Source organism: Neobacillus sp. PVCKKU3, from assembly GCF_058323225.1.
Genome location: NZ_JBLVQN010000021.1, coordinates 53,179 through 79,206 on the forward strand (window position 1 = coordinate 53,179; position 26,028 = coordinate 79,206).

At 43.5% G+C, this 26,028-nt stretch carries 27 protein-coding genes and 1 riboswitch; of the genes, 21 read left to right on the top strand and 6 right to left on the bottom strand.

The annotated features are described in order from the left end of the window. The first annotated feature begins 172 nt into the window (after positions 1-172). From ACNQGS_RS15470 to ACNQGS_RS15545, 16 genes are all read left to right on the top strand, one after another. Positions 173-691: a shikimate kinase gene (locus ACNQGS_RS15470; protein WP_491488129.1), complete on the top strand. Its 519-nt coding sequence runs from the start codon at positions 173-175 to the stop codon at positions 689-691. 3 nt (positions 692-694) lie between these two features. Continuing rightward, the gene (gene aroD, locus ACNQGS_RS15475) at positions 695-1,447 is read left to right on the top strand and encodes a type I 3-dehydroquinate dehydratase (RefSeq protein WP_491488100.1); all 753 of its coding nucleotides are present in this window, start codon (positions 695-697) and stop codon (positions 1,445-1,447) included. Between the two features lie 212 nt (positions 1,448-1,659). Next, positions 1,660-2,697, top strand: a complete 1,038-nt coding sequence (gene argC / locus ACNQGS_RS15480; RefSeq protein WP_491488102.1) for an N-acetyl-gamma-glutamyl-phosphate reductase — start codon at positions 1,660-1,662, stop codon at positions 2,695-2,697. Positions 2,698-2,754: 57 nt separating this feature from the next. Continuing rightward, entirely contained in the window at positions 2,755-3,990 is a 1,236-nt protein-coding gene (argJ, locus tag ACNQGS_RS15485) for a bifunctional ornithine acetyltransferase/N-acetylglutamate synthase (protein ID WP_491488103.1), read from the top strand. A 15-nt stretch (positions 3,991-4,005) separates the two neighbouring features. Further along, the gene (gene argB, locus ACNQGS_RS15490; RefSeq protein WP_491488104.1) at positions 4,006-4,803 is read left to right on the top strand and encodes an acetylglutamate kinase; all 798 of its coding nucleotides are present in this window, start codon (positions 4,006-4,008) and stop codon (positions 4,801-4,803) included. Continuing rightward, a complete protein-coding gene (gene argD / locus ACNQGS_RS15495) occupies positions 4,803-6,002 on the top strand; it encodes an acetylornithine transaminase (RefSeq protein WP_491488105.1) in 1,200 nt (399 codons plus the stop codon). The genes argB and argD overlap by 1 nt, the downstream gene beginning before the upstream one ends. A 6-nt stretch (positions 6,003-6,008) precedes the next feature. Beyond that, positions 6,009-7,085, top strand: a complete 1,077-nt coding sequence (locus ACNQGS_RS15500; protein WP_491488106.1) for a carbamoyl phosphate synthase small subunit — start codon at positions 6,009-6,011, stop codon at positions 7,083-7,085. Continuing rightward, complete coding sequence (carB, locus tag ACNQGS_RS15505; RefSeq protein ID WP_491488107.1) at positions 7,072-10,305, top strand: carbamoyl-phosphate synthase (glutamine-hydrolyzing) large subunit; 3,234 nt, start codon at positions 7,072-7,074, stop codon at positions 10,303-10,305. The genes ACNQGS_RS15500 and carB overlap by 14 nt, the downstream gene beginning before the upstream one ends. Beyond that, positions 10,289-11,257, top strand: a complete 969-nt coding sequence (gene argF / locus ACNQGS_RS15510; protein WP_491488108.1) for an ornithine carbamoyltransferase — start codon at positions 10,289-10,291, stop codon at positions 11,255-11,257. Before carB ends, argF begins: the two co-directional genes overlap by 17 nt. 79 nt (positions 11,258-11,336) lie before the next feature. Continuing rightward, a complete protein-coding gene (locus ACNQGS_RS15515) occupies positions 11,337-12,554 on the top strand; it encodes an argininosuccinate synthase (protein WP_423801291.1) in 1,218 nt (405 codons plus the stop codon). 84 nt (positions 12,555-12,638) lie between these two features. Continuing rightward, a complete protein-coding gene (argH, locus tag ACNQGS_RS15520; protein ID WP_213146687.1) occupies positions 12,639-14,015 on the top strand; it encodes an argininosuccinate lyase in 1,377 nt (458 codons plus the stop codon). Between the two features lie 188 nt (positions 14,016-14,203). Further along, positions 14,204-15,061 (top strand): carbon-nitrogen hydrolase family protein, encoded by an 858-nt coding sequence (locus ACNQGS_RS15525; RefSeq protein WP_491488109.1) that lies wholly within the window; start codon positions 14,204-14,206, stop codon positions 15,059-15,061. An 18-nt stretch (positions 15,062-15,079) separates the two neighbouring features. Continuing rightward, complete coding sequence (locus ACNQGS_RS15530; RefSeq protein ID WP_491488110.1) at positions 15,080-15,742, top strand: GNAT family N-acetyltransferase; 663 nt, start codon at positions 15,080-15,082, stop codon at positions 15,740-15,742. 22 nt (positions 15,743-15,764) lie between these two features. Then, positions 15,765-16,436, top strand: a complete 672-nt coding sequence (locus ACNQGS_RS15535) for a GNAT family N-acetyltransferase (RefSeq protein WP_491488111.1) — start codon at positions 15,765-15,767, stop codon at positions 16,434-16,436. A 76-nt stretch (positions 16,437-16,512) separates the two neighbouring features. Then, positions 16,513-16,624, top strand: a riboswitch (SAM riboswitch). Positions 16,625-16,690: 66 nt separating this feature from the next. Next, positions 16,691-17,926 carry a homoserine dehydrogenase gene (locus tag ACNQGS_RS15540; protein WP_491488112.1) on the top strand — a complete coding sequence of 412 codons (1,236 nt, stop codon included), beginning with the start codon at positions 16,691-16,693 and terminating at the stop codon, positions 17,924-17,926. Positions 17,927-18,418: 492 nt separating this feature from the next. Continuing rightward, the gene (locus ACNQGS_RS15545; RefSeq protein WP_213146778.1) at positions 18,419-18,913 is read left to right on the top strand and encodes a DoxX family protein; all 495 of its coding nucleotides are present in this window, start codon (positions 18,419-18,421) and stop codon (positions 18,911-18,913) included. 148 nt (positions 18,914-19,061) lie between these two features. Here the strand turns inward: ACNQGS_RS15545 and ACNQGS_RS15550 are convergent, their stop codons facing one another. The 3 genes from ACNQGS_RS15550 to ACNQGS_RS15560 form a co-directional block, all read right to left on the bottom strand. Beyond that, entirely contained in the window at positions 19,062-19,244 is a 183-nt protein-coding gene (locus tag ACNQGS_RS15550; protein WP_213118038.1) for a YfhD family protein, read from the bottom strand. 114 nt (positions 19,245-19,358) lie between these two features. Next, positions 19,359-19,487 (bottom strand): YfhE family protein, encoded by a 129-nt coding sequence (locus tag ACNQGS_RS15555; RefSeq protein ID WP_213118037.1) that lies wholly within the window; start codon positions 19,485-19,487, stop codon positions 19,359-19,361. Between the two features lie 95 nt (positions 19,488-19,582). Then, on the bottom strand, positions 19,583-20,482 hold the full coding sequence (locus ACNQGS_RS15560) for a TIGR01777 family oxidoreductase (protein ID WP_491488113.1): 900 nt from the start codon (positions 20,480-20,482) through the stop codon (positions 19,583-19,585). A gap of 76 nt (positions 20,483-20,558) precedes the next feature. Between ACNQGS_RS15560 and recX the strand changes: the two genes are divergently transcribed. Together recX and ACNQGS_RS15570 are read left to right on the top strand one after the other, a co-directional pair. Beyond that, positions 20,559-21,386: a recombination regulator RecX gene (gene recX, locus ACNQGS_RS15565; RefSeq protein ID WP_491488114.1), complete on the top strand. Its 828-nt coding sequence runs from the start codon at positions 20,559-20,561 to the stop codon at positions 21,384-21,386. Positions 21,387-21,766: 380 nt separating this feature from the next. Continuing rightward, positions 21,767-21,892, top strand: a complete 126-nt coding sequence (locus ACNQGS_RS15570; RefSeq protein ID WP_491488115.1) for a hypothetical protein — start codon at positions 21,767-21,769, stop codon at positions 21,890-21,892. 122 nt (positions 21,893-22,014) lie between these two features. On the opposite strand, the gene ACNQGS_RS15575 is transcribed toward ACNQGS_RS15570, so the two are convergent. Then, positions 22,015-22,692: an SDR family NAD(P)-dependent oxidoreductase gene (locus tag ACNQGS_RS15575; RefSeq protein WP_491488116.1), complete on the bottom strand. Its 678-nt coding sequence runs from the start codon at positions 22,690-22,692 to the stop codon at positions 22,015-22,017. 86 nt (positions 22,693-22,778) lie between these two features. On the opposite strand from ACNQGS_RS15575, the gene ACNQGS_RS15580 reads away from it, so the two are divergent. After that, entirely contained in the window at positions 22,779-23,102 is a 324-nt protein-coding gene (locus ACNQGS_RS15580) for a YfhH family protein (protein ID WP_491488117.1), read from the top strand. Between the two features lie 48 nt (positions 23,103-23,150). Here ACNQGS_RS15580 and ACNQGS_RS15585 read toward each other — a convergent pair whose 3' ends face one another. Next, positions 23,151-23,327, bottom strand: a complete 177-nt coding sequence (locus ACNQGS_RS15585) for a small, acid-soluble spore protein K (protein ID WP_423801300.1) — start codon at positions 23,325-23,327, stop codon at positions 23,151-23,153. 129 nt (positions 23,328-23,456) lie between these two features. Here ACNQGS_RS15585 and ACNQGS_RS15590 point away from each other — a divergent pair, with 129 nt between their 5' ends. Further along, positions 23,457-23,726, top strand: a complete 270-nt coding sequence (locus ACNQGS_RS15590) for a YfhJ family protein (RefSeq protein ID WP_213146697.1) — start codon at positions 23,457-23,459, stop codon at positions 23,724-23,726. Positions 23,727-23,765: 39 nt separating this feature from the next. Here the strand turns inward: ACNQGS_RS15590 and ACNQGS_RS15595 are convergent, their stop codons facing one another. Continuing rightward, positions 23,766-24,746 carry a metal-dependent hydrolase gene (locus ACNQGS_RS15595; RefSeq protein WP_491488118.1) on the bottom strand — a complete coding sequence of 327 codons (981 nt, stop codon included), beginning with the start codon at positions 24,744-24,746 and terminating at the stop codon, positions 23,766-23,768. 124 nt (positions 24,747-24,870) lie between these two features. Between ACNQGS_RS15595 and mutY the strand changes: the two genes are divergently transcribed. Further along, positions 24,871-25,995, top strand: coding sequence for an A/G-specific adenine glycosylase (gene mutY, locus ACNQGS_RS15600; protein ID WP_491488119.1), 1,125 nt, complete (start codon positions 24,871-24,873; stop codon positions 25,993-25,995). Positions 25,996-26,028: the final 33 nt, after the last annotated feature.

The following is a 26,028-nucleotide window of genomic DNA, read 5'->3' on the forward strand; positions in this document are numbered from 1 at the left end:
CCTAAAAAGGTATTATGTTAAGGAGAGATGTGGATTGAAGTACCTAGCGGTACCGGCTTTATTAATCAGTTATGGGATCTCGTCATTCCAATCACAATCTCAGCCTCACAGTGGCTGTTTGTTACAATAAAAAATCGATTATACGCATCTAAGATAGGAGTTGAAAATTTTGATGGTACGCCAAAAAACAGAAAATAAAAACATCATTTTTATCGGATTTATGGGAGCAGGAAAAACAACTGTAGGAAAACTTGTTGCTGAGAAACTCAATCGGCAATTTATCGATACAGATGAATTAATTGAAGAGGAATTCAAAATGCCACCTTCGCAAATATTTAAAGTATATGGCGAAAAGGTTTTTAGAGAAAAGGAAAAAAGTCTAATCACTAGCTTAAATGAAGAAAAGAACTTAGTTCTCTCGTTAGGCGGCGGTGCCTTTCTTCAAGAAGATATACGCACGGTCTGTTTATCCAAGGCAACAGTCATTTTACTTGATATTTCTTTTGAATGCTGGAAAGAACGGTTAGACCTTATCATTGACAGCCGCCCAGTCCTGCATGGAAAAACAATCGAAGAAATGGAACAACTTTATAATAATAGAAGAAAAATTTATTCTAATCATCAAATAAAAATTAGTACTGATAACAAATCTCCTGAGCAAATTGCCGACGAAATTTTAGAGAAGGTGTAAGTAATGAAAAGAACAATTAAAGTTAAGGGGTTAACGTTAGGTGAAGGTGCACCCAAAATATGTGTACCAATGGTAGGGAAAACAATACCCCAATTAATGGAAGAAGCCAGACTGCTAAAGACATTAGACCTTGACCTTGTAGAATGGCGGGTTGACTATTTCGAGCAGGTAAAGAACATCTTGCATGTAAAAGAGGCACTTGACAATATTCGTAGTATATTAACGGACACCCCCTTAATCTTTACTTTCCGTAGTGCGAAGGAAGGTGGAGAAAGGGAAATCAGCCCCCCAGATTACATCAAGTTAAATATGGAAATCTCGCAGACTGGCAAGGTTGATTTGGTTGATGTGGAGTTATTTAATGAAGAAAGGGATATTAAAACACTAATTGAAGTAGCTCATTCACATAATGTCTTCGTGATTGTTTCCAACCATGATTTTGATAAAACACCGCCGAAGGAAGAAATTGTATCACGCTTACGCAGGGCACAGGAACTTGGAGGGGACCTCCCGAAAATTGCCGTAATGCCTAAAACAAATGAAGATGTACTTACATTGTTGGATGCAACAAACACAATGTATGAAAAATATGCAGACAGACCAATCATAACTATTTCAATGGGACAAAAAGGGGCAATCAGCAGGGTAGCCGGATTTGGTTCGGCGCTGACATTCGGTGCGGCAAAGGTTGGTTCTGCACCCGGACAGATTGCAGTTAATGAATTAAGAACTATGTTAAACACGTTGAATCAATAATAAGAATACATAGTAAGCAGGCCCTTTTTGGGCTTTTTTTTAGCTAATTGCATAAATAGTTGTATATTTATTTAAGAAAAATTGAAAGCGTTTACACGGATTTATACCTGAAAATAGAATTAAATCTGAAAAATATGTGATTTTTGCATTGAATAATTATATATATGGATGTATAATAATTCATTATTAATGGTACTTAGGAGTTGAAAGAATTGAAAGCAGCGATTATTGGTGGAACAGGATATGGAGCAATCGAGCTAATTAGATTAATCCAAAAGCATCCATATTTGGAGGTTGGTTCAGTTATTTCTAACTCTCAAGCAGGAAGTAACTTTAGTGAAAGCTATCCGCATTTGTCGGAGATTATAGAACAACCTTTGGAAAAGTTTGATGTTCAAAATATTGCTAAAGAAAATGAGATTGTATTTTTAGCTACGCCATCCGGTGTCAGCAGTGACCTTGTCCCTCAATTGATGGAGACAGGTATAAAATGTATCGACCTATCTGGAGATTTCAGGTTGAGGTCGCCGGAAGTATATGAAACTTGGTATAAACATTCACCGGCACCTGAAATTTATTTGAATGAAGCGGTATATGGCTTAAGTGAAATTTATGGAGAAAATATTAAAAATGCGAACCTAATTTCGAATCCAGGCTGCTATCCAACAGCATCTACCCTTGGATTAATACCTGTCTTGAAATCAAACCTTGCAGACTGCGATTCTATCATAATTGACGCAAAGTCTGGTGTAAGCGGAGCAGGACGGGGACTTTCTCTCACCAGCCATTACGCCGAAATTAATGAAAACCTAAAGGCATATAAACTAGGCGCACATCAGCACATTCCGGAGATCGAACAGGTCCTTACAGACGAAAGCGGCCAACCAATAACGATTTCTTTTACAACACATTTGGTGCCAATGACTCGGGGAATTATGTGTTCCACTTATTTGAAACTAAAAGAAAAGGTTACTACCGAAGATGTTCATCAAATATATGATGAATTTTATAAAAATAAACCATTTGTAAGGGTAAGGCCGGTCGGAAAAGTGCCAGCAACTAAAGAAGTTTGGGGAAGCAACTATTGCGATATCGGCCTGCATGTTGACCCACGGACAAACCGCCTGACCATCATATCCGTTATTGACAACTTAGTAAAAGGGGCGGCAGGGCAAGCAATCCAAAATGCAAATATAATGAACGGCTGGGATGAGCGAGCAGGTCTCCAAGATATCCCGATGTATCCATAATAAATTGATAGTTAACTAGTTTGATTGAATACGAACAAGGGAACCATAAAGGGGGAAATGACATTGACACAAGCAACATCAACCAACGAAATCGTTGTTTTAGAAAATGCAGGAATAACATTACCACAGGGATACAAAGCAGGCGGAATGCACTGCGGAGTGAAAAGAAAAAAACTTGATTTGGCCTATATTGTGTCAGAGGTTCCCGCTGATGTGGCTGGAGTATATACAACCAACTTATTCCAAGCGGCTCCATTATTAGTAACACAAGAAAGCATCGCAAAAGAAAATAAGACTCAAGCAATCATTGTCAATTCTGGTAACGCCAACGCCTGCACAGGGGAGCAGGGGATTCAAGACGCTTACCAGATGCAAAAGGAGTTTGCAGGTCAATTAAATATTCAAGAGCACCTAGTCTCCGTCACTTCAACAGGAGTGATTGGCGAATTACTGCCAATGGATAAGATAACGACAGGAATTAGCCAAATCCTTCAACCCGAGTTTGAAGCAGAGGAGAACTTCCTGCAAGCAATCCTAACTACCGACACTTGTGCAAAACACATAGCCGTTCAGTTCACAATTGACGGCAAAACTGTCAGCATCGGCGGGGCAGCAAAAGGCTCCGGGATGATCCATCCAAACATGGCAACAATGCTTGGCTTTGTTACAACGGATGCAAACATTGCCCATGAAGACCTTTTATCAGCACTTAGGGAAGTTACCAACCAAACTTTCAATATGATTACAGTTGATGGCGATACAAGTACGAATGACATGGTTCTGGTCATGGCAAATGGATTAGCTGGAAATGACCAGCTTACCAAAGACCATCCAGATTGGGATGTGTTCGTAAATGGATTAAAAGTTGTCAGTGAAACCCTTGCCAAAAAAATTGCCCGTGACGGTGAAGGGGCAACAAAGCTTGTTGAGGTTCAAGTAAATGGTGCTTTGAAGGCAGAAGATGCGAGAGCAGTTGGAAAATCCATTATCTCTTCAAACCTTGTAAAAACAGCGATCTACGGAACAGATGCCAACTGGGGAAGAATTGTGACGGCAATTGGGTACAGCGGTGTCCCTGTTGAACCAAACTTAGTAAAGGTTTCATTAGGCTCCATTCCTGTATTTGAAAATGGTCTGCCTTGTCCGTTTGACGAAGCGGAAGCAAAGAGTTACCTAGAACAAGAAACAGTACAAATTTTTGTAGAGTTAAACCAAGGAAATAGCAGTGCAACCGCCTGGGGATGCGACTTAACTTATGATTATGTGAAAATCAACGCATCCTACCGCACTTAAGGAGGCTTTTTGAAAATGAAATATTTAGTCATTAAGTGTGGCGGAAGTGTGTTAGAAAATCTGCCAAGGTCGTTTTATGAAGATATTGTAAAAATGAAGGAAGCAGGCGAATGGACTCCGGTTATTGTCCATGGCGGCGGCCCATTAATCAATCAACTATTAAAAAGTTTAAATATAGAAACTGAATTTGTGAACGGACTTCGAGTAACCAACCATGATGTCCTTGACATCGTGGAAATGGTATTAAGCGGCATGGTCAATAAGCAGGTTGTTAGAAATATCGCCGAAGTCGGCGGCACCGCATTTGGGGTCAGCGGCGTAGATGGCAGCTTGTTAAAAGCTGAACCAACAGCAGACGCCCAAACCCTCGGATTTGTAGGGGAAGTTGTTGAAGTAAATAAAAATGTGATTGAGGGGATCGTCAGCCAAGGCTATATCCCAGTCATTTCCCCAATCGGAATTGACGCAAACGGCCAGCGCTACAACATCAACGGCGATATCGCGGCGTCTGCCATTGCCAAGGCGCTCCAGGCTAACCTCTGCTTTATCAGCGACATCCCAGGAATCCTGGTCGGGGAAGATGGAGCCAAGAAGAAGCTTGATAAAGTTTCTAAAGCGATTATTGAAGAATTGATCGAAAACAAAACCATTTACGGCGGCATGATTCCAAAGGTAAAAGCGGCCATCGATGGACTTGTCCATAACATTAGTGAAGTGGCCATCATCAACGGTTTTGAAAAAAGCAGCTTACTAGATTACGTGAACGGAAAAAATACAGGAACAAAAATTGTTTTAGAAGAGGAGATAGCGTAATGACAGCCAATAATACCGTCTCTCAACTTTCACCGGTAATGCCAACCTACGGACGTTTCCCTGTCACTCTCGAAAAAGGTAAAGGAAGCTACGTCTGGGACGATAAAGGCACAAAATATTTAGATTTTACCTCCGGGATCGCAACCTGTAACCTGGGCCATGTACCGGATGCTATAAAAGAAAAACTCGAAGAACAGCTGCAAAATCTTTGGCACTGTTCAAACCTATACAATATTCCAAACCAAGAAAAACTGGCAGCCCTCCTTGCAGCCAACAGCTGCGGCGATCAAGTGTTTTTCTGCAACAGCGGAGCGGAAGCAAATGAAGCAGCGATTAAGCTGGCTAGAAGATATGCAAACAAAGTAAAAGGGAGCGGCTCATCGACAGTCGTGACCTTCAAGCAATCCTTCCACGGCCGAACATTAGCGACCTTAACGGCAACCGGCCAGGAAAAAATTCAAAACGGCTTTGCGCCATTGATGCCAGGTTTCAGCTACCTGCCTTACAACGACATGGAAGCACTTGAAGAGCTTGGCGAATTAAAGCCAGCCGCTGTTCTTCTCGAACTTGTCCAAGGTGAGGGCGGCGTTATTCCAGCCTTCCCGGAATGGGTACAAAAGCTCGACCAGATTTGTAAGGAAAACGGGATTCTTCTGATGGTTGACGAAATCCAAACCGGCATCGGCCGTACAGGAACACTTTTTGCCTACCAACAATACAGCATCGAACCGGATGTCATCAGCGTTGCCAAAGGTCTTGGCTCTGGATTCCCAATCGGCGCCATTATCGCCAAGGAAGAAGCGGCAAAAGGCTTTGAACCAGGCAGCCACGGCAGCACATTTGGCGGCAACCCGCTGGCAACAGCAGCAGGGCTGGCAACCGTTACACATATACTTGAAAACAACATACTTACCAACGCGAACGAAATGGCAGAGTATCTCGACCAACAGCTTGAGAACCTGTCTGCAAAATACACTTTTATCAAAGAACTCCGCGGTAAAGGGCTTTTAAAAGGCTTAGTCGTCGACAATGATGCATCAGCCATTGTCAAGAAAGCAATCGAACAAAACCTGTTAATTTTAACAGCAGGTCCTAATGTCATCAGAATTTTACCGCCGTTAACGGTCACAAAGAACGAAATCGACGAATTTATTATAAAACTGGAAGAGGCGTTCCAAAGTTTAGAGAAAGGCGAGTGAGGTAAGTTGGAACAGGGATATCTTACTTTGGAAACGGGAGAAGTATTTGAAGGTGTGCTAATCGGCGCAAATAAGGAATCTCTCGGGGAAGTAGTTTTTAATACAAGCATGACCGGCTATCAGGAAATTATCACTGACCCGTCCTACGCTGGACAAATCATTACATTTTGCTATCCGATTATCGGAAACTATGGAATCAACGCCTTGGATGATGAAAGTATTTCACCGGCACTTGCGGGGGTTGTCATCGGTGACTTATGTGAAACACCGAGCCATTATCAATCCTTTCAAAAGTTTTCTGACAAATTAAAACAGGCCGGCGTTCCCGGAATCGTGAATGTCGATACAAGACTTCTTGTCAAAACCATCCGCAGCCGCGGAACCGTTAAGGGCTTCATCAGCAAAAAGGCTGAAGCAAGCTTCACGAAAGATGAAAAAGCACCATTATGGGTAGACCAAGTATCCACGAAAAAGGTGCAATTTTTCAAAAATAACGGCCCGCATGTGGTCTTAATGGATTTCGGTTATAAAAAATCGATCCTTACCGCTCTTTTAGCAGAAAATTGCGCGGTAACGGTTGTTCCTTACAACACACCTTTTGAAAAAATAAAATCTATAGATCCAGATGGAGTCCTCATCAGCAACGGCCCTGGGGACCCAATGTCACTGCAAAAATGGTTCCCGGAAATCAAGAAAATAAGCCAGAACTATCCGACACTAGGCATTTGCCTGGGACACCAGCTTATTGCCCTTGCTTACGGAGCTAAAACAGAAAAGCTTGCCTACGGCCATCGCGGCGGCAACCATCCGGTGAAAGAGTTAATGACCGGAAAGGTAAAAATCACCGCCCAAAACCATGGCTACGTAGTCGTCGACAACAGCATCGACGAAAAGGTATTCAATGTCACCTACCGAAATGTGAATGACAAGTCCATTGAAGGACTAACACATAAAAACTATCAAATTCAAACCGTGCAATTTCATCCGGAAGCGCACCCGGGACCAAGCGACACCGCTTATATTTTAACAGAATTCGTAAGCAAGATTGCTTCAGTGGGAGAGACACGTTATGCCATTAAATAAAAACCTGAAAAAAGTACTAGTCATCGGATCAGGCCCGATTGTCATCGGGCAGGCTGCAGAATTTGATTATGCAGGAACGCAGGCGTGTATCGCCCTGAAGGAAGAGGGACTTGAGGTTGTCCTCATCAATAACAACCCGGCGACCATCATGACAGATGAGGCAGTTGCCGATAAGGTCTATATTGAACCCCTTAATGTAGAAACGATTGAAAAAATCATTCAAAAAGAAAAACCGGACGGGGTCATTGGTACCCTGGGCGGGCAAACAGGCTTGAACTTAACCGTTGAATTATTTGAGCAAAAAATTCTTGAAAAATATAATGTGGAGCTTCTTGGAACTTCGGTTGCCTCCATCAAAAACGGCGAGGATCGCGAGAAGTTCCGGAACTTGATGCTGCAAATCGGCGAACCGATTCCGGAATCAGCGATAATTCACACGTACGACGAAGGCCTTGCATTCGTTAACGAAATCGGCTATCCAGTTATTATCCGCCCTGCCTATACGCTCGGTGGAGATGGCGGCGGTTTTGCCTATAACGAAGAAGACCTTGAGATCGTTTTGAAGAAAGGTTTGGCAGCCAGCCCGATTCATCAAGTATTAGTGGAAAAAAGCATCAAGGGCTGGAAGGAAATTGAATATGAGGTCATGCGGGATGCCAATGATACATGTATCATCGTTTGTAACATGGAAAACATGGACCCAGTCGGTGTTCATACAGGCGACTCGATTGTCGTTGCTCCTTCACAAACATTAACAGATGTTCAGTATCAAATGCTCCGTGACGTTTCTATAAAGGTTATCAAAGAATTAGAGATTATCGGGGGCTGCAACATTCAGTTCGCACTCCACCCGGAATCCAACGAATATTACATCATCGAAGTAAATCCAAGGGTCAGCCGTTCATCGGCACTCGCCTCCAAAGCAACCGGTTATCCGATTGCAAGGATGGCGGCCAAATGCGCAATTGGCTATCACTTGGATGAGATTGTGAATCCGATAACAGGCAATACCTTTGCCTCGTTTGAACCGGCAATTGATTATATTGTGGTAAAACTGCCGCGCTTCCCGTTTGATAAGTTCCCGGAAGCAGACCGGACACTAGGGACGCAAATGAAAGCTACCGGCGAAGTCATGGCGATTGACCGTACTTTTGAAGGTGCCCTAAACAAGGCGATCCGCTCGATGGAAATGAATGTATACGGTCTTTGCAAAGAAGCAAATCAAGCTTTAGAAGAAACTGCCCTGGTACAGCTTTTGGAAACGGCCAATGATCAGCGCCTGTTTATCATCGCCGAAGCATTCCGTAGAGGCATGACGCTTGAACAGGTACAGCAGCTAACTCAGATTGACCCGTGGTTTTTACACAAAATTAGCTCTATCGTGGCCCTGGAAAAGGAATTGGCTAGTTTCCAATGGAGCGAAGTGCCTGACACACTCCTGAAGAAAGCCAAGCGCACCAATGTTGGTGATAAGCTATTGTCGCAAATCTATGGTGTTCCTGAAAAAGAAATTAGAAGCAAGCGTAAAGAACTAAACCTGAAACCAGGCTATAAGATGGTTGATACCTGCTCCGCAGAATTTGACGCTGTAACGCCATATTATTACTCTACTTGGCACGGCTTTGACGAGGTGAAAGCTGAAGATTTGCCGAAAATCCTTGTCATCGGTTCAGGTCCAATTCGAATCGGTCAGGGAATCGAATTCGATTATTGTTCTGTACACGCCGCTAAGGCTATCAAGAAAAAAGGCTATCAGGCGGTTGTTATCAATAATAACCCGGAAACAGTCAGTACGGATTACTCCGTTGCCGACAGCCTTTACTTTGAACCTCTTGCTGCCGAGGATGTTCTGCATGTGATTGAAAAAGAACAGATTGAAGGCGTCCTGATTCAGTTCGGCGGGCAGACAGCTATTAATCTTGCCCATGAGTTAGAAGCAGAGGGAGTCAAAATTTTAGGAACTTCTGTAAAACATGTCGATCAACTCGAAGACCGGAAAGAATTTTATCAGCTCTTAGAGGAACTAGATATTCCGCATATCGAAGGGAAAACAGCTGAAAATGCTAAGGAATTGCTCAATGCGGCAACAAACCTTGGTTACCCGGTACTCGTAAGACCGTCTTATGTAATCGGCGGACAGTCCATGTTTACCATTTTTTCAGAGGAAGAATTAATTGGTTACATTCAGCAGCTTGAAAAAAATTCAAACGAAAAAATGTGGCCATTATTAGTAGATAAATATATGCCAGGATTAGAGTGTGAAATTGATGTTATCAGTGACGGTAACGATATTGTCGTTCCTGGAATATTTGAACATATTGAAAAAGCAGGGGTTCATTCCGGTGACAGTATCTCCGTATTCCCGCCGATTTCGTTGACAGCAGATACGAAAGAGACGTTAATCGAGTACGGTGCCAAAATTGCCAAGGCGACCTCCATCATCGGCATGATGAATATCCAATTCGTCGTCTATGAAAATATCGTCTATTGTTTGGAAGTGAATCCGCGTTCGTCAAGAACGGTGCCGATTATCAGCAAGGTAACGGGTGTTCCAATGATTGAATGGGCCGTACGAGTTCAATTAGGCGAGACTCTAAAGGATGTAAGTCAAACAATAGGTTTGCTGCCTGAACCGGCATACTATTCCGTAAAAGCACCAATTTTTTCATCAAGCAAGTTAAAGGGTGTTGACCATGTGCTTGGTCCGGAAATGAAGTCAACCGGTGAGGTGCTTGGTATGGGCGGAACTTTCCAGGAGGCTCTCAATAAGGCACTTCCTTCCATAGGTGGAACGGCCGGAGAAGATTACCTGTTATGCTCCATTTCTGACCGTGAGAAAACAGGAAGCCTGCCAATTCTAAAAGAGCTTGCAGGAAAATGGAAGCTTGCAGCAACAGAAGGCACTGCAGCCTTTTTAGCAGCCAATGGCATCGTTGTCGAGACTGTTGTGAAAAACGAACAGGATGTGAATGACCTGTTCAAAAAGCAAAACATGAAAGCTGTAATCAATATGCCAAATCAAGGACGGAACAAACAGAAATTTGGCTTTTATATCCGCGAGCAGGCGATCCGCTATAAGGTGCCGGTGTACACCCATCTTGATACGGTGAAAGCAATCCTCGACTTGCAAAAAACAGTGGCAGCAGATTTTACAGTTCATACTGTAAGTGAGTTTTATCAATTGGAAAAGGAAGGTGCGGTTCATGTTAGAAGCCGTTAAATTAAATTCAAATAAATTACAGCTGAAGGGGAAGGATTTCCTTCAGCTGGCTGATTATACAACAGAAGAAATTCTTTATATGCTGGAAGTGGCCCAGGAATTAAAGGCCCAGCAAAAGCAAGGGAAGCCGCACCCGCATTTGGGCGGCAAGGTCCTGGGAATGATTTTTGAAAAATCATCTACACGTACAAGAGTATCCTTTGAGGTAGGAATGCTGCAGCTAGGCGGGCATGCGATTTTCTTAAGTTCAAGAGATATCCAGATCGGCCGCGGGGAAAGCATTTCTGACACAGCAAAGGTCTTATCGCGCTATGTCGACGGCATTATGATTCGTACGTTTGCACACGAGACGGTTGAAGAATTAGCAGAGCATGCGACCGTTCCTGTTATTAACGGCTTAACTGACCTGCAGCACCCGACACAGGTCCTGGCAGATTTATTAACCATTTTAGAGAATAAAGGGAAATTAGCGGGCTTAAAGCTTGCCTATGTGGGTGACGGAAATAACAATATGGCTCATTCATTAATGGAAGGTGCTGCAAAAGTAGGCATGGATATCAGCATCGCCAGCCCGGCAGGATATTTGCCAAATGAGGAAATTACCGAGAGAGCCGTCAAGTTTGGGAAACAAACAGGAAGTACGGTTACGATTACAAACAATCCACAGGAAGCGGTTAAAGATGCAGATGTGATCGTAACAGATGTTTGGACCAGCATGGGGCAGGAAGAAGAAACGGCAAAACGCCTTGAGGCATTCCAAAGCTATCAAGTGAATACAGAACTATGCAAGCTGGCAAAAGACGACTATCTTTTCTTACATTGTCTGCCTGCACACCGCGGTGAAGAGGTAACGGCAGAAGTTATCGATGGCCCTCATTCCGTTGTTTTTGATGAAGCAGAGAACCGTCTTCATGCACAAAAAGCAATTTTAAAACTTTTACTAGAGAAATAGACTTTCTTTTTTTGAAATTTGTTGTATAATAATACCGTTGAATGAATTTAAATACACAGTAATGTAAGGAGCGTTTAAAATGGCAAAGGAAAAAATCGTATTAGCCTATTCAGGCGGTTTAGATACATCAGTTTCGGTTAAATGGATCCAAGAAAAATATGGCTATGATGTCATCGCGCTAGGACTTGATGTCGGCGAAGGAAAAGACTTGGAAGCTATTAAAAATAAGGCATTAAATGTTGGCGCTATTAAAGCCATCATGGTAGATGCTAAAGAAATGCTAGCAAAAGATTATATTATCCCTGCATTAAAAGCTAACTGCTTATATGAAGGCAAGTATCCACTATCTTCTGCGCTATCAAGACCATTAATTTCAAAATTATTGGTTGATGTAGCGGAGCAGGAAGGAGCAGCAGCGGTGGCCCATGGTTGTACGGGTAAAGGAAACGACCAAGTCCGCTTTGAAGTTTCCGTGCAAGCCTTAAACCCAAGTTTAAAGGTGGTTGCACCAGTTCGTGAATGGGGTATGACCCGTGATGAAGAAATCGCCTATGCACAGGAACATGGGATTCCGATTCCAGTTGATTTAGACAATCCATTCTCAATTGACGCCAACATTTGGGGCCGTGCCTGCGAAGCAGGAGTTCTCGAGAATCCTTGGGCAGAAGCACCTGAAGCAGCATACGATTGGACTAACCCAATTGAATTAGCTCCAGATCAGGCTGAATATATTGAAATCGAATTTGAACAAGGTGTTCCTGTAGCCCTTAATGGTGAAACTTTACCGCTTGTTCAATTGATTGAAACGTTAAATGCCCTTGGCGGCAAGCATGGTGTCGGCCGTATCGACCACATCGAAAATAGATTAGTTGGGATTAAATCCCGTGAAGTATACGAAAACCCAGCAGCACTTATTTTAATCAATGCTCACAAAGAATTGGAGTTCTTGACATTACCTCGTGAAGTAACTCAATTCAAAACACAGGTAGACCAGCAAATGGCGAAAATCATTTACGAAGGTCTTTGGTACTCACCATTGAAAGCGGCTCTTGATGCGTTTATTGACGAAACTCAAAAGGTTGTTTCCGGAACCATCCGCGTGAAGCTCCATAAGGGCAACCATATGGTTGTCGGCCGTAAATCCGTTCACAGTCTTTACAATGAAGAGCTTGCTACTTATACAAAAGGCGATGCATTTGATCATAATGCAGCAGTTGGTTTCATTAAGCTTTGGGGTCTGCCAACAAAGGTATATTCTGAGGTTAATAAAAAAGAAGAATCGGTTGTGAAACAATAATCTTATTTGAAAAAAAAATTTGGAGTGCCCTCGAAGCTTGAATTTCGAGGGCCCATCTTTTTAAATTTTAGGGGGAGCATTGAGATGTCAAAGCTATGGGGCGGACGTTTTACGAAGGAAACTAACAAACTAGTAGAAGAGTTTACAGCTTCGATTTCCTTTGACCAAAAGCTGGCCAAGGAAGATATTGCAGGCAGCCTTGCCCATGTGCAGATGCTTGGTGAATGTGGCATCATTCCGGTGGAGGATGCAGAAAAAATTAAAAATGGCCTTCTATTGATTAAGGAAAAAGTAGACCGCGGCGAGGTCGAATTTTTAGTTGAAGATGAAGACATTCATATGAATATTGAAAGACAGCTAATCGAAGAGATTGGACCTGTTGGCGGGAAACTCCACACAGGCCGCAGCCGGAACGACCAAGTGGCGACGGATATGCATCTTTATTTAAGAACAAAGACAACTGAGCTGATCACGTTGGTGGAAGAGGTTCAGCAGGCGATTATCGGACAAGCGAAGGAGCATGTCGAAACGCTGATTCCGGGCTACACCCATTTGCAGCGCGCGCAGCCTGTTTCATTCGCCCACCATTTAATGGCGTATTTTTGGATGTTTGAACGCGATAAGGAGAGACTGTTGGATTCGCTGAAACGCGTGAACTGGCTTCCGCTTGGTTCCGGTGCGTTGGCAGGAACAACTTTCCCGATTAACCGTGGGATTGTTGCCGAGCAATTGGGCTTTGAAACCATTTATCCAAATAGCATGGATGCCGTCAGCGACCGCGACTTTATCCTTGAATTCCTGTCGATTGGCTCGATTATCATGACACATATTTCTCGTCTTTCAGAGGAGTTGGTTATTTGGTCAAGCCAGGAATTTCAGTTTGTTGAGCTCGACGATTCGTTCTGTACAGGATCAAGCATCATGCCGCAGAAAAAGAATCCTGACGTACCCGAGCTTCTGCGAGGAAAAACAGGCCGCACGTATGGCAATTTGATTGGCTTGCTGACTGTGTTGAAAGGACTGCCGCTCGCTTATAACAAGGACCTCCAGGAAGACAAGGAGGGAATGTTTGATACAGTGGCAACCCTAGAAGGCTCATTGAAGCTTTTGGCACCGATGATTGAAACAATGACCGTCCGCAAGGATGTCATGCGAAAAGCCATCAATAATGACTTCTCTAATGCTACTGACATTGCCGATTACCTCGTCCGCAAAGGATTGCCATTCCGCGAGGCTCATGAAGTGATTGGAAAAATTGTTCTTTACTCGATTCAATCCGGCAAATTCCTATTGGATTTAACACTGGACGAATATCAGCAGTTCAGTACGCTGTTTGAAGAGGATATTTACGTTGTTTTGGCGCCAGAGCATGTGGTGGCGGTCCGAAATAGCTTTGGCGGTACCTCACCAGAGCAGGTAAGAGAGCAAATTAAACTTGCTGAGGGAAAACTAGAGCAGTAAGCTGTTTAATAGGTAAATAAATTACCTTTTGGGAAAGAAATTAGTAGGATATCTACATTAAAGCCAGCGCCCCTGCTGGCTTTTTATCTACTTACATATTTGGAATGCATTTCATTTGTATAAAGTGCTAGATTATAAGATAATTCAATATGGAATCTATCTTCCAATAACTTACCTGGAGGCGAAAAATGAAACTTAGAGTATCTGTTGTTCAGTACCATCTTCACACAATCAACTCATTTGCGGAATTTGCCGCTCAATGTGAGCATTATATAAAAACCGCCGAAGAATTCGGGGCTGAATTTGTTCTTTTTCCTGAATTCTTTACTACGCAACTACTTTCCATTGGAAATGGCCAGGGGCAAAGCCTGACCATCAATGACCTGCCTAGCTTTACTAACCAATACCGTGAACTATTTATCAAATTTGCAAAAGAAACCAACATGCACATCATTGCGGGGACCCATGTCCTTGAAAAGGATGGCAAGCTATACAATACTGCTCATTTATTTTACCCAGACGGCCGCGTCGGCGAGCAGGCTAAACTGCATATCACGCCAACCGAGGTTAACGAATGGAATATGGCAGCAGGGGACTCGTTTCAAATTTTTGAAACAGAAAAAGGAAAAATTGCTCTGTTAACCTGCTATGATATTGAATTTCCGGAAATCGTCCGGATGGCGAAGGCGAAGGGTGCAGACGTGATTTTCTGTCCATCCTGCACGGACGACCGCCACGGCTTCCACCGCGTTCGTTACACGAGCCATGCCCGAGCGATCGAAAATCAGGTATATGTAGTGTTAACCGGAACGGTTGGTGCGCTGCCAACGGTTGATTTTATGCGGGCAAACTTTGGCCAGGCCGTCATCATCACTCCAAACGATATCCCGTTCCCGCCAAAAGGGCTTTTAGTAGAAGGGGAAATCAACAACGACATGGTCGTAACCGCCGATCTTGACCTGGAACTGCTATACGAAGTTCGCGAGCGGGGGGCTGTGACCACCTGGCGCGACCGCCGCACTGATTTATATACAGATTGGAATTAAAACGAGGGGGGCCTTTTCATGTATCGCAGTGAATTTTACGTTTATGATCAGGACCGGCCGCTGCCGGTTTGTATACGTAATTACACAATGGAGGACTTTGATCAGCTCATCGAAATCCAGTCCGAATGCTTCCCGCCTCCTTTTCCATCCGAGCTTTGGTGGAATGAAGAACAATTAACGAATCATGTGACACTGTTTCCGGAAGGGGCATTATGCGTTGAAATCAATGGGGAATTGGCGGGCTCCCTGACCGGAGTTTGTGTCGAGTTGGACCCGTCTAATCACAGCCATACATGGGAAGAAGTGACCGACCACGGCTATATCCGCAACCATAATCCGAACGGCAACACCCTCTACATTGTCGATATCAGCGTCCGTCCGAAGTACCGCAAGCTGGGACTCGGAAAATTAATGATGCATGCCATGTACCATGTGGTCATTGAAAAAGGGTATGACCGTCTTCTTGGCGGCGGGCGGATGCCGGGGTATCATAAAGTGGCTGAAAAAATGACGCCGGAAGGGTATCTCGACGCTGTCATCAAGGGCGAGCTGAAGGATCCTGTTATCAGCTTTCTCCTTCGCTGCGGACGTGTGCCAATCGGTGTCGCCAGAAACTATTTAGAGGATGAAGAATCATTTAACAATGCGGCATTAATGGAATGGAAGAACCCATTTAAATAATTTATAAGGGGAATCAGAACCAATGGAATTTAAACGCATTACCAATATTGAAGACCCTAATTTTAAAAAGCTTCACGATTTAATGGGACAGATTTTTCCACCGGAAGAGGTCCTAGATTATGAATTGTGGAAAGAACCGTTAGAAGACCCAAGTATCCGCGTATTCGTTGCCGTCAATCAGGACCAGGTCGTCGGTGCGACTGAGTACCGCTATTATCCTGACTGGAATATTGCGATGACCGACTTCACGATCATCAGCAAACCGGGCCTCTCGCTTGGCCGATTTTTAGCTGAAAATCGTCTAAAAGACTTAAAACAGCTTGCTGCCCAAAACGGTAAGGAGCTGTTCGGAATGTTTGCCGAAATCTATGACCCATACCGTGTAGAGCAACACGAATTTGGCGGTGTGAAGGTCATGGACCCGTACGTGCGCCGTGAGGTTCTGTCACATTTAGGCTATAAGCGCCTTGACCTTGCCTATGTTCACCCGTCTTGGGAAAACAATGGGGAAGCTGTGTCTGGGCTTGATCTATGCTTCATGCCGATTAAGGAAGAAATCGCTGAAATACCGGCATCACTTGTCAAAGACTTTCTAACTACCTATTATTCTGTGCTTTCCAATAAACCACAGGAATGGCTGGACATGGTTGAGAAGTTAGCAGCAAAAGAAACGGTCGCCCTTTTGCCACTTTAATATTGACAACACTTGAAAATTCAGATAATATACTTTTTATATATCTTTGGAAATTTAATGAAAAATTAAATAAATACTCTTATCCAGAGCGGCGGAGGGACTAGGCCCGATGAAGCCCGGCAACCTTCAAGGTATTCCTTGAAAAGGTGCTAATTCCTGCAGGTTATTTGTAGCCTGATAGATAAGAGGAGGAATAGAGCCCTCTTCTTATGAAGAGGGTTTTTATTTTTCAAAAAAATAAAGGGGTGGCAGACATGTCTGTAATTAATGTGGCAATTCTCGGGTTCGGTACGGTAGGTGAAGGGGTTTATCGGACGATTCAATCACATAGCAATGAGCTGGCGGCAGAATTAGGGAAGGAAGTAGAGGTTGCTGCCGTCCTTGTTAGAAATAAGCAAAAGCCGCGGGATATTAGCGGGAATGTTCTGCTGACAACTGACTTCGAAGAAATTCTGCAATTGCCGAAGCTTGATGTCGTGATTGAATGCATCGTGGATAAAGACCCGACTTTTTCCTACTTGAAAAAAGCAATCCAACGGGGCTGCCACATCATTACAGCGAATAAGGAGATGTTTGCCCACCACGGGAATGAGCTTATCGAGTTGGCAGAACAGCATCAGGTGTCGGTTGGTTTTGAGGCGACAGTGGCTGGAGGGATTCCGGTCATTCAAACGCTCGGTCAGCTTTTAAAAATTAATCGTGTCCAGCGGATCCTGGGAATCCTCAATGGAACGTCCAATTTCATCTTGACCGAAATGAGGGAAAAACGGCAGTCATTTGCCGAAAGCTTGTTGCGGGCGCAGGAAAATGGCTATGCCGAGGCGGATCCGACCAATGATGTGGAAGGCTATGATGCTTTTTATAAAACAATGATCTTAAGCAGGCTGGCATTTGGAGAAGAGCCTGACTGGCGTGATGTTGAACGGGTAGGGATTACGTCTATTACGAGTGAATTGATTGAAGCAGCGCAAAACTTAGGGTTAAGGTTTAAACATATTGCGAGCATCTGGAAGTCAGGCGCCCGCATCCAGGCAACGGTGAAGCCGGTTCTGGTCGGCTCTGAGCACCCTTTTTACCATGTTGAGGGAGTGGAGAATGCGGTAAATGTAAAATCTGATATCGTTGGTGAAATCACCCTTCAAGGACCGGGCGCAGGTATGTACCCAACGGCTAGTGCCATAATCGAGGATTTGGTCCACGTATGTCAAAGCCACGTGACGAAATCTAATTATTTGAAAACCTCAGGGGAGGACATTGAATTGAAAAATGAACACCAGAGGGAGTACTGGCTGGTCCAGGGTCTGGTCCAAAAATATGGCAGTCCCGCGATTACCCTGGTGGATGAAATCTCTGAGGGAATCTTTGTCCTAAAGGGTTCCAAAAAGGACATCGAACAGCTTGCGCAAAGGCAACCATCGGTTCAATATTTTTCGATCCTGGGTAAGGAAGAATTCCTCGTGAGGGGTATTGAGGAAGCGAAGGCATTATAGGGTTGGATTGAGGGGCATCTTTTATGTGATGCTCCTTTTGTTATGTATGGACGTTCATTTATCCAGTGTTTTTTCCACATCTAAAGTCCTGTATTTATAGGTAGTCCACAATGTTATGCACATTATCCACAATTTTGAAAGCGGTTATCCACCGTTAGTTATTAACAGAAAAGCTGATTGTAAAAATCAGGTTTTATAAGGGGTTAGCTGGTGTTGTCCACATTATTAACATTGTTCACAAAAGAGGAGGGGGAACGTGCTGTATTGCGTTCACAATCTCTTCATATATCTAACATTAATATGTTAAGAAACTGTGAAAGCCCTTGTTTTTTCAATAGCAGGAGAGTATATTAAAAGTGTAAAGAAGATAGTGAAGCAATTCACAAAGACTTCCTTACAAGACACAGCTAGCTGATCAATCCCTTTCATAAGGGAATAACTTAAAGTTAAATTTGTGAAATACTTCACAAAAAAACTATGGAGATGATTATGATGAGATGGTACAAAACTCCTTACGCAGCTGTTGTTTGGACAGTATTACGTGTTTGGCTTGGATTACAATGGATAGAAGCAGGTTATCATAAGTTAACTGGCGGTTTCGATGCTACAGGGTTCCTAAAAGGAGCAATGGCGGCAGCAACTGGCGAACACCCTGCGGTTCAAGCATGGTATGCAGATTTCTTACAGCAATTCGCTATGCCTAACGTGGGAATTTTTAATACATTAATACCTTGGGGAGAAATGTTAGTCGGTCTTGGTTTAATCGTTGGTTTAGCCACAATCCCAGCCTTGATTGCCGGTGCATTTATGAACTTGAACTTTATGCTGGCAGGTACGACAAGCACGAACCCAATTCTTTATACAGCCGCGATGATTCTGTTATTCGCAGGTGCAGGAGCTTACTACTTCGGTCTTGACCGATATGCAGTTCCTTTTATCAAAGGCTATTTCAAAAAAGCTCATGTAAATGAGGTAAAAACGCAATAAGGCAGCACCAATTAATAATCGTTAACTCCCCCTTTAAATACATTAAAGAAGCAGGAATCCTGCTTCTTCTTTTTTTGCTAAAAGTATAAATTCAACTACGCCCCATGAACCGTCCTTTCGGACTCCCCAATCGGCGAGTTTTCATTTATTATTTTCGATTTCTGACGCGCTGATTTGCCGCATTTGCGCGCGCCATTGCCTCTAAATCAGCTCCATCAGCCATTTCCTTGGAGAATTCTACGTCCTGTCCATCTGATTTCATATTTTTCGGTACTTGTGGAAGTGAGGCTTTGTTTTTGTCACGACTCTTATGTCCGTGTGAACGGCCCATTAAAAAAACCCCTTTCATTTTATCACTAGTGGAGCAAAAGGCCTGCTCCCTTTACTAGCATTTGCAAATGGCAAGGGGTCCATTAATGGAAAAATTATATAAAGTTTTTAGTTGTTATCTTTTACGTTTCGTGTAGCCACCGGCCCGGTCCGCCATTTTAAACTCATGGCCGTACGCGACCTCCTGCATACTTGTTAAATTAGTTCTTTCCCGATCCTTATTGCGCTTCTTATTTTCTGACATCATGCTCATTCCTTTCAACTATTTGAATTAGGTAAAAATGGTACATAATGTACACTTCACCATTTTTGCCTTATCGATGAGGAAAGATACTGTCTTTAGGAAAATATATTTTTCAGGGCAGGTTTTAAATCTGGATATTGGAAGGTGTAGCCGGATTCCAAAAGTTTATTTGGCAGTACTCTCTGCCCATCGACAACCAGTGTGCTCATTTCCCCCAAGAGGGTTTTTAGGGCGATACTAGGTACCGGAAGCCAGTTCGGCCGTTTGAGGACTTTACTTAGCACTTGGCCGAATTCATTCATGGTGACAGGATTTGGGGCTGTAAGGTTGACCGGACCTTGAATCGTTTCATTTTCGATGATAAAGAATATGGCCTTAACAACGTCGTCAATATGAATCCAAGACATCCACTGCTTTCCTGTCCCGATGGGCCCGCCGATAAACGATTTATAAGGGAGTGCGATTTTTGGCAGGGCACCTTCTGCTTGATCAAGGACAATGCCAAATCTGCAAAAAACAGTTCGAATCCCGATTTCGGTTGCCTTTGCGGCTTCCTTTTCCCATTCCATGACTGTACGCGATAAGAAGTCATCGCTGCTGCCTTCGTTTTCTTCTGAAAAAGTCTTCTTGAATGAGGTCCCGTAATACCCCACCGCACTGGCGTTGATAAATGCTTTTGGCCTTGGGTTTAATTCGTTCATGATTTTTAGAAGCTCATGGACGGCTTCGAGCCGGCTGTTCAAAATTGTTTGCTTTCTTTGTTCGGTCCAGCGGCCGCTGTTTATGGATTCGCCGGCTAGGTTGATGATGATATCTGTTCCTGCTAGGGACGGGGCAGGGTCTGATTCTGGGTGCAGCCATTGGACATATTGAACCCTGGGGCCATCCTGATTTGAGTTTCGCGTTAAAACAATGACCTGATGGCCGTTTTTGGTTAATTCATGTACAAGTGCTTTGCCAACAAAGCCTGTTCCGCCCGCAATCGCAATTTTCATTTTTCCGCCCTCCTTATTACCTTTATTTTATTATATTTTTTGACCAATATGGTAAATTAGAGTGGGGGTGACCGTGATGGCTATAATTACAAAAATCACCACACAGCAAAAGAATACAGACCGTTTTAATATTTTTATGGATTACGGCAAAGGTGAACAGTTTGCCTTTAGTGTTGACAGTGATGTTCTGATCAAATTTGGCTTAAAAAAAGGGATGGAAGTGGATGAATTTTCTCTTTTGGAAATTCAATATCAAGATGACATCCGAAAAGCCTACAATTTAGCAGTTCACTATCTGGCAAGACGAATAAGGTCGGAGAAAGAAATCCGAGACTATCTTGTTGAAAAAGAAATGGAAGAGCCGGTTGTAAATGAAGTGATTCATAAGCTGACAGCTCAGAAATACATAAATGACAGGGAATTTGCCTTTGCCTATGTGCGGACGCAGGCAAATACCACGGATAAAGGCCCTGATGTGGTCAAGCAGGAACTGAAACAAAAGGGGATTATCGAGGTAATTTTGGTTGAGGCGCTAAAGGAATTTCCCTGGGAACAGCAAATTGAAAAGGCCGCAAAGCTTTGTGAGAAGTTTTTCAAAAAGGGGTCTAAGGATTCGCTGCGGATTCAAAAACAAAAGCTGGAACAAATGTTGCTTCGTAAAGGGTATTCGTTTGAGGTTATTCAGATTGCGCTTGAGGATGCGCGTACAATGAGAGCAGATGCTGCTGTTGACGATGATGGCGATGGTGGTAGCGAGCTTGAAGCGATCCGTTATCAAGGTGAAAAGGCCGTTCGGAAATACTCGCAATATAGCGGTTTTGAATTCGAGCAAAAAATGAAACAGGCACTTTATCGGAAAGGTTTTTCCATGGAGTTGATTGAAAAATACTTGACTGAGCTATAAAAGACAATATGCGCTCTCTTTGGAAGCAAAATGTCTAATAAGATGCTTTTTAAAGACAAAATAGTCGGCGGAGAGTATGGAAATGTCTAATAAGAGGCTTTTAAAAGACGAAACGGGTAGGGCTCCAATAGGAGACCTCTAAAGGACAAAATGCCCTAGGATCCGCCTCAAAATGTCCTTCATCAAGCTGATGAGGGACAAAATACAAGGGGGCCCGGGTCAAAATGTCCTTCATCAAGCCTATGAAGGACAAAACACATCAGGAGCTGCCGCAAAATGTCCTTCATCAAGCCCATGAAGGACAAAACACACCAGGGGCCGCCACAAAATGTCCTTCATCAAGCCCATGAAGGACAAAACACATTAGGAGCTGCCGCAAAATGTCCTTCATCAAGCCGATGAAGGACAAAACACATCGGAAGCTGCCGCAAAATGTCCTTCATCAAACCGATGAAGGACAAAACACACTAGGGTCCGCCACAAAATGTCCTTCATCAAGCCCATGAAGGACAAAACACATCAGGGACCGACTTAAAATGTCCTCACATCAAGCCAATGAAGGTCAAAACACATCATGAGCCGCCACAAAATGTCCTTCATGGAGTCACATAGCCCTAAATAATAACCGTCATCCTTTATTGCTCTCAATAACAATCGTATCCTGCTCCATCTGCTCGATAATGATCTCCGCCACTTCCCGGGCCGATCGCAAACGCGACGGGTCTTTCACATGGTCGCTGTCCGTCCAAAACGGTGTGTCCATGCCGCCCATATAGACAGCGTTTATTTTAATGCCTCGCCCTTCAAATTCCTTCTGCAGGCTTTCCGTAAACCCGCGCACCGCGAATTTGCTGGCGCAATAAACGGATTCGTTTACTTTTCCGCGCAGGCCGGCAGTGGAGATAATATTCATAATCCGGCCCTCGCCGCGTCCAAGCAAAAAAGGCAGAACCGCTTTCGTCATAAGAATGGTTCCTAACACATTGGTATCTAACATCTCCACAATCTGAGCATCATCCATTTCCCCGAAAGGCCCAAATTGGCCGACCCCGGCATTATTCACCAAGCCGTACACATCATACCTGCCAGACAATTCTTTTACCTTTAAAAAAACATCCTCACGATTCCTAATATCCACGACCATAACATCGGCTTTCCCGCCGCCATCCGCAAGTTCATTCCTCACAGAAGACAATTTTTCAGCAGTCCGGCCAGTAAGCACCACATGATACCCTTTCTGGGAAAAAAGCAGCGCTAATTCCTTTCCTAATCCGGATCCAGCCCCGGTAATTATAATTGTTTTCATATCGTCATATCCTTCCGTAGTTTTGCCTTTATTAATTTTACAAAAATCACTATACTAAAATAAAGAGGAACGGGGAGGAATTATCGATGCAGCAGGAGAAACGCTATAGTGACATGACCGAGCAGGAATTAAGACAGGAAATTTCCAAGCTTCAAGAGAAAGCCCGCAAAGCGGAACAAATGGGAATGGTCAGTGAATTTGCCGTGTTGGAAAGAAAGGCGCTTATGGCTAAGGCGTACATAATGGACCCTAGTGCCTTTAAGCCAGGTGAAATTTACGAAATTGAGGGTGCACCTGGAGAGTATTTCAAAATTGATTATATGAACGGCGTTTTTGCCTGGGGCTATCGTACGAAAGGGGACGGAACCCAAGAGGCGCTGCCGATTTCTTTATTAAAATGGCTGAAATAATATAAAAACAAACCAGAGAACCCAAGGTCTCTGGCTTGTTTTTAAAACTTACTGCCAAACTTGAGGCGATTCATCATCACGCTCGCCAGAGGCTCTCATACGCTCCTGTGGATGCGTGTTAATGGTGCCGTCTGCTCTTTTAGAAGCATATTCGGCTTTCGCCCGTGGCTCTCCTTCGAGCTTATTGTTATTTTGATTTGGAAAGCTGCGCTGTTTATTTCTCATGCTGTACCTCCAATTAAAGGGAATGAGAAACCATGAAAAGCATAGGACAGCCTAATGCTGACCACGCACTATTATTATTTACTTAATTCTTTTGCTTATGTGATAAGAAATTGCCAATGGGGTGGATAGATGAACGATTATCATGAAAAACTGACCAAGCTATTATTAAACAAAAACGACCATCTTTCTTATAACGAAGCCCGGACATGGGTAGAGCTTTTATGGGACGATTTTGAAACGACATTCGCCAGGGCCGGCCAAGAGTATATGGGCAGCGAAATGACAGAGAGAGTTGTCAAACAGTGGATTGAAAATTATGGAGACAAACTGCATGATTTCACGACAACCAATCCTAAATATGAAATATATTTAGCTCATGCAAAAAATATATTGCATTAAAAAAAGCGGGTGATTAAAATATCCCCCGCTTTTTCTATGTTATCCTGGAATAATCCCCAATTTTTTTCTCAGTTTTTTCTCGCTGAAAACCCAGCCAGTGTAGGAGCTGATTGGCTTTAAATCGCAGTCAAGCTGGACAACAGCGACGAACGGATAATGGCCGTTACTCCGATAGCGGAGGTCAATAAAGCGCACCTCGTAATAGTTGTCATATTCGTCTACCTCCCAGCGATAAACCGGAGAGAAGGAAAGGAACGCTGATATGTTATGATCCTTTTTGGCTGCTTCAATGACAGGTGTTTTTGGCACAGGAATTCGTCTAAAACGGTCGAGAATTTCGACCTTCCCGTCAATCGACCTTGCCACAAAAAAGATATTTTCATTCATGGCCGCAATCCGCCATTGATGGAACTTCATCGTAGGCGCAATGATGACCTCAGTCGCATCAGGAATTAAAGCCCTAACTTCGACAAGAACACGTTTTTTAGCCTGGTACCTTCTAAGATAGTAACCGATAATAATTACATACATGATTAAAAAAGTATATCCAGGAGGTGCTCCGAGAACCCAAGCGATGATCCCAATAACATGCATGGTAAAAATAAACGGATCGAACGTATTAATGACACCAAGTGCAACCCATTTAGCCGAAAAAGGCCTTAGTGCCTGCGTTCCATAGGCGTTAAAAATATCAACAAAGACATGGATAAAAACCGCAGCAAACGTCCACGCCCAGAGGTGCAGCAGGTTGGCATTCGGGAAAAAGAAATAAATCACCCCAGTAATGAGAAGCGGCCATAACAGGACGGCAGGAACAGAGTGGGTAATTCCCCGGTGATTTCGTATATAAATGGCGTTATTTCTAAGCTTTAAAACCGTATCAATATCCGGTATTTGTGAACCGGCAATCGTTCCAATTAAAACACTGGCAGCAGTGGCATGGCTGGCGGATACGGCCGGATCAAGCGTGGCCAGCCCTCCGAGCGCGATGCCCATTACAACATGAGTTCCAGTATCCAAAGGTAAAAAATCCCCCTTCAAATTATCTTGTCAAAACGCCCAATTTGGCATATCGTTAAAAAAGAATTGTTAATATTATATTCCCCCTTTTTAGAGTTGTTTACAAGCAAAAAGGAGTAAGTTTATGACGACTGAGCTAAAAAATATCGAAAAAATCAATATAAATGATTTTCAACATGATTTAATTACCTGGTTTAAGGAAGAGCAGCGTGACTTGCCTTGGCGGAAGGACCGTGACCCCTATAAGGTTTGGGTTTCCGAAATCATGCTGCAACAGACACGAGTGGATACGGTAATCCCGTACTTTAACCGTTTTATCGATTGGTTTCCGACCATAGATGACTTGGCGGAAGCTGATGAGGACAAGGTCCTTAAGGCTTGGGAGGGGCTCGGCTATTATTCGCGGGTCCGGAATTTGCAATCCGCCGTTCGAGAAGTGAAAGAAAAATATAATGGCGAAGTGCCAAACACCCCTGAAGAAATATCTACACTTAAAGGGGTTGGCCCATATACGGCAGGCGCCATCTTAAGTATTGCCTACGGCATTCCGGAACCTGCCGTAGATGGCAATGTGATGAGGGTGTTTTCGAGGATTTTAAATATATGGGAGGATATCGCGAAACCATCTTCACGGAAAGTTTTTGAACACGCTGTCCGGGAATTGATTTCGCATGAAGATCCTTCAGCCTTTAATCAAGCCTTAATGGAGCTTGGGGCTCTAGTTTGTACTCCGACTTCGCCATCCTGTTTGCTTTGTCCAGTCCGCGAACACTGCCAAGCGTTTGAGGAAGGGGTTCAAGCGGAACTGCCAATAAAAACGAAAAAGAATAAAACCCGCGATGTGCAGCTTGCAGCCGTATTGCTTTCAGATGAAGAAGGAAGAGTCCTAATTCATAAACGGCCATCGGATGGATTGCTTGCTAATTTATGGGAATTTCCGAACGTCGAAATTCAGCACCCGCTACACCATGAGCGTGAAAAGATTTCCGAGCTTTTCGAGCAAGAACTTAAAATCCATTTAAAGTTAGAAAAAATCATCGGGCAACTTGAACATGTTTTTTCTCATCTTGTCTGGAATATCAAAATTTATAACGGAGAATTACAATCCAACATACCGGAAGGAAGCGATTGGAAACTCGTCACCTTAGATGAAATAAAGGACTACGCCTTCCCAGTCCCTTATCAAAAAATGTTCAAAATCTATCTTGAATATTCAAATAGGCCTGACCCCAATGCTGCTAAAGCTTAACACAGTCATGCAGCTCTGGGGCTAGGCCCTTTT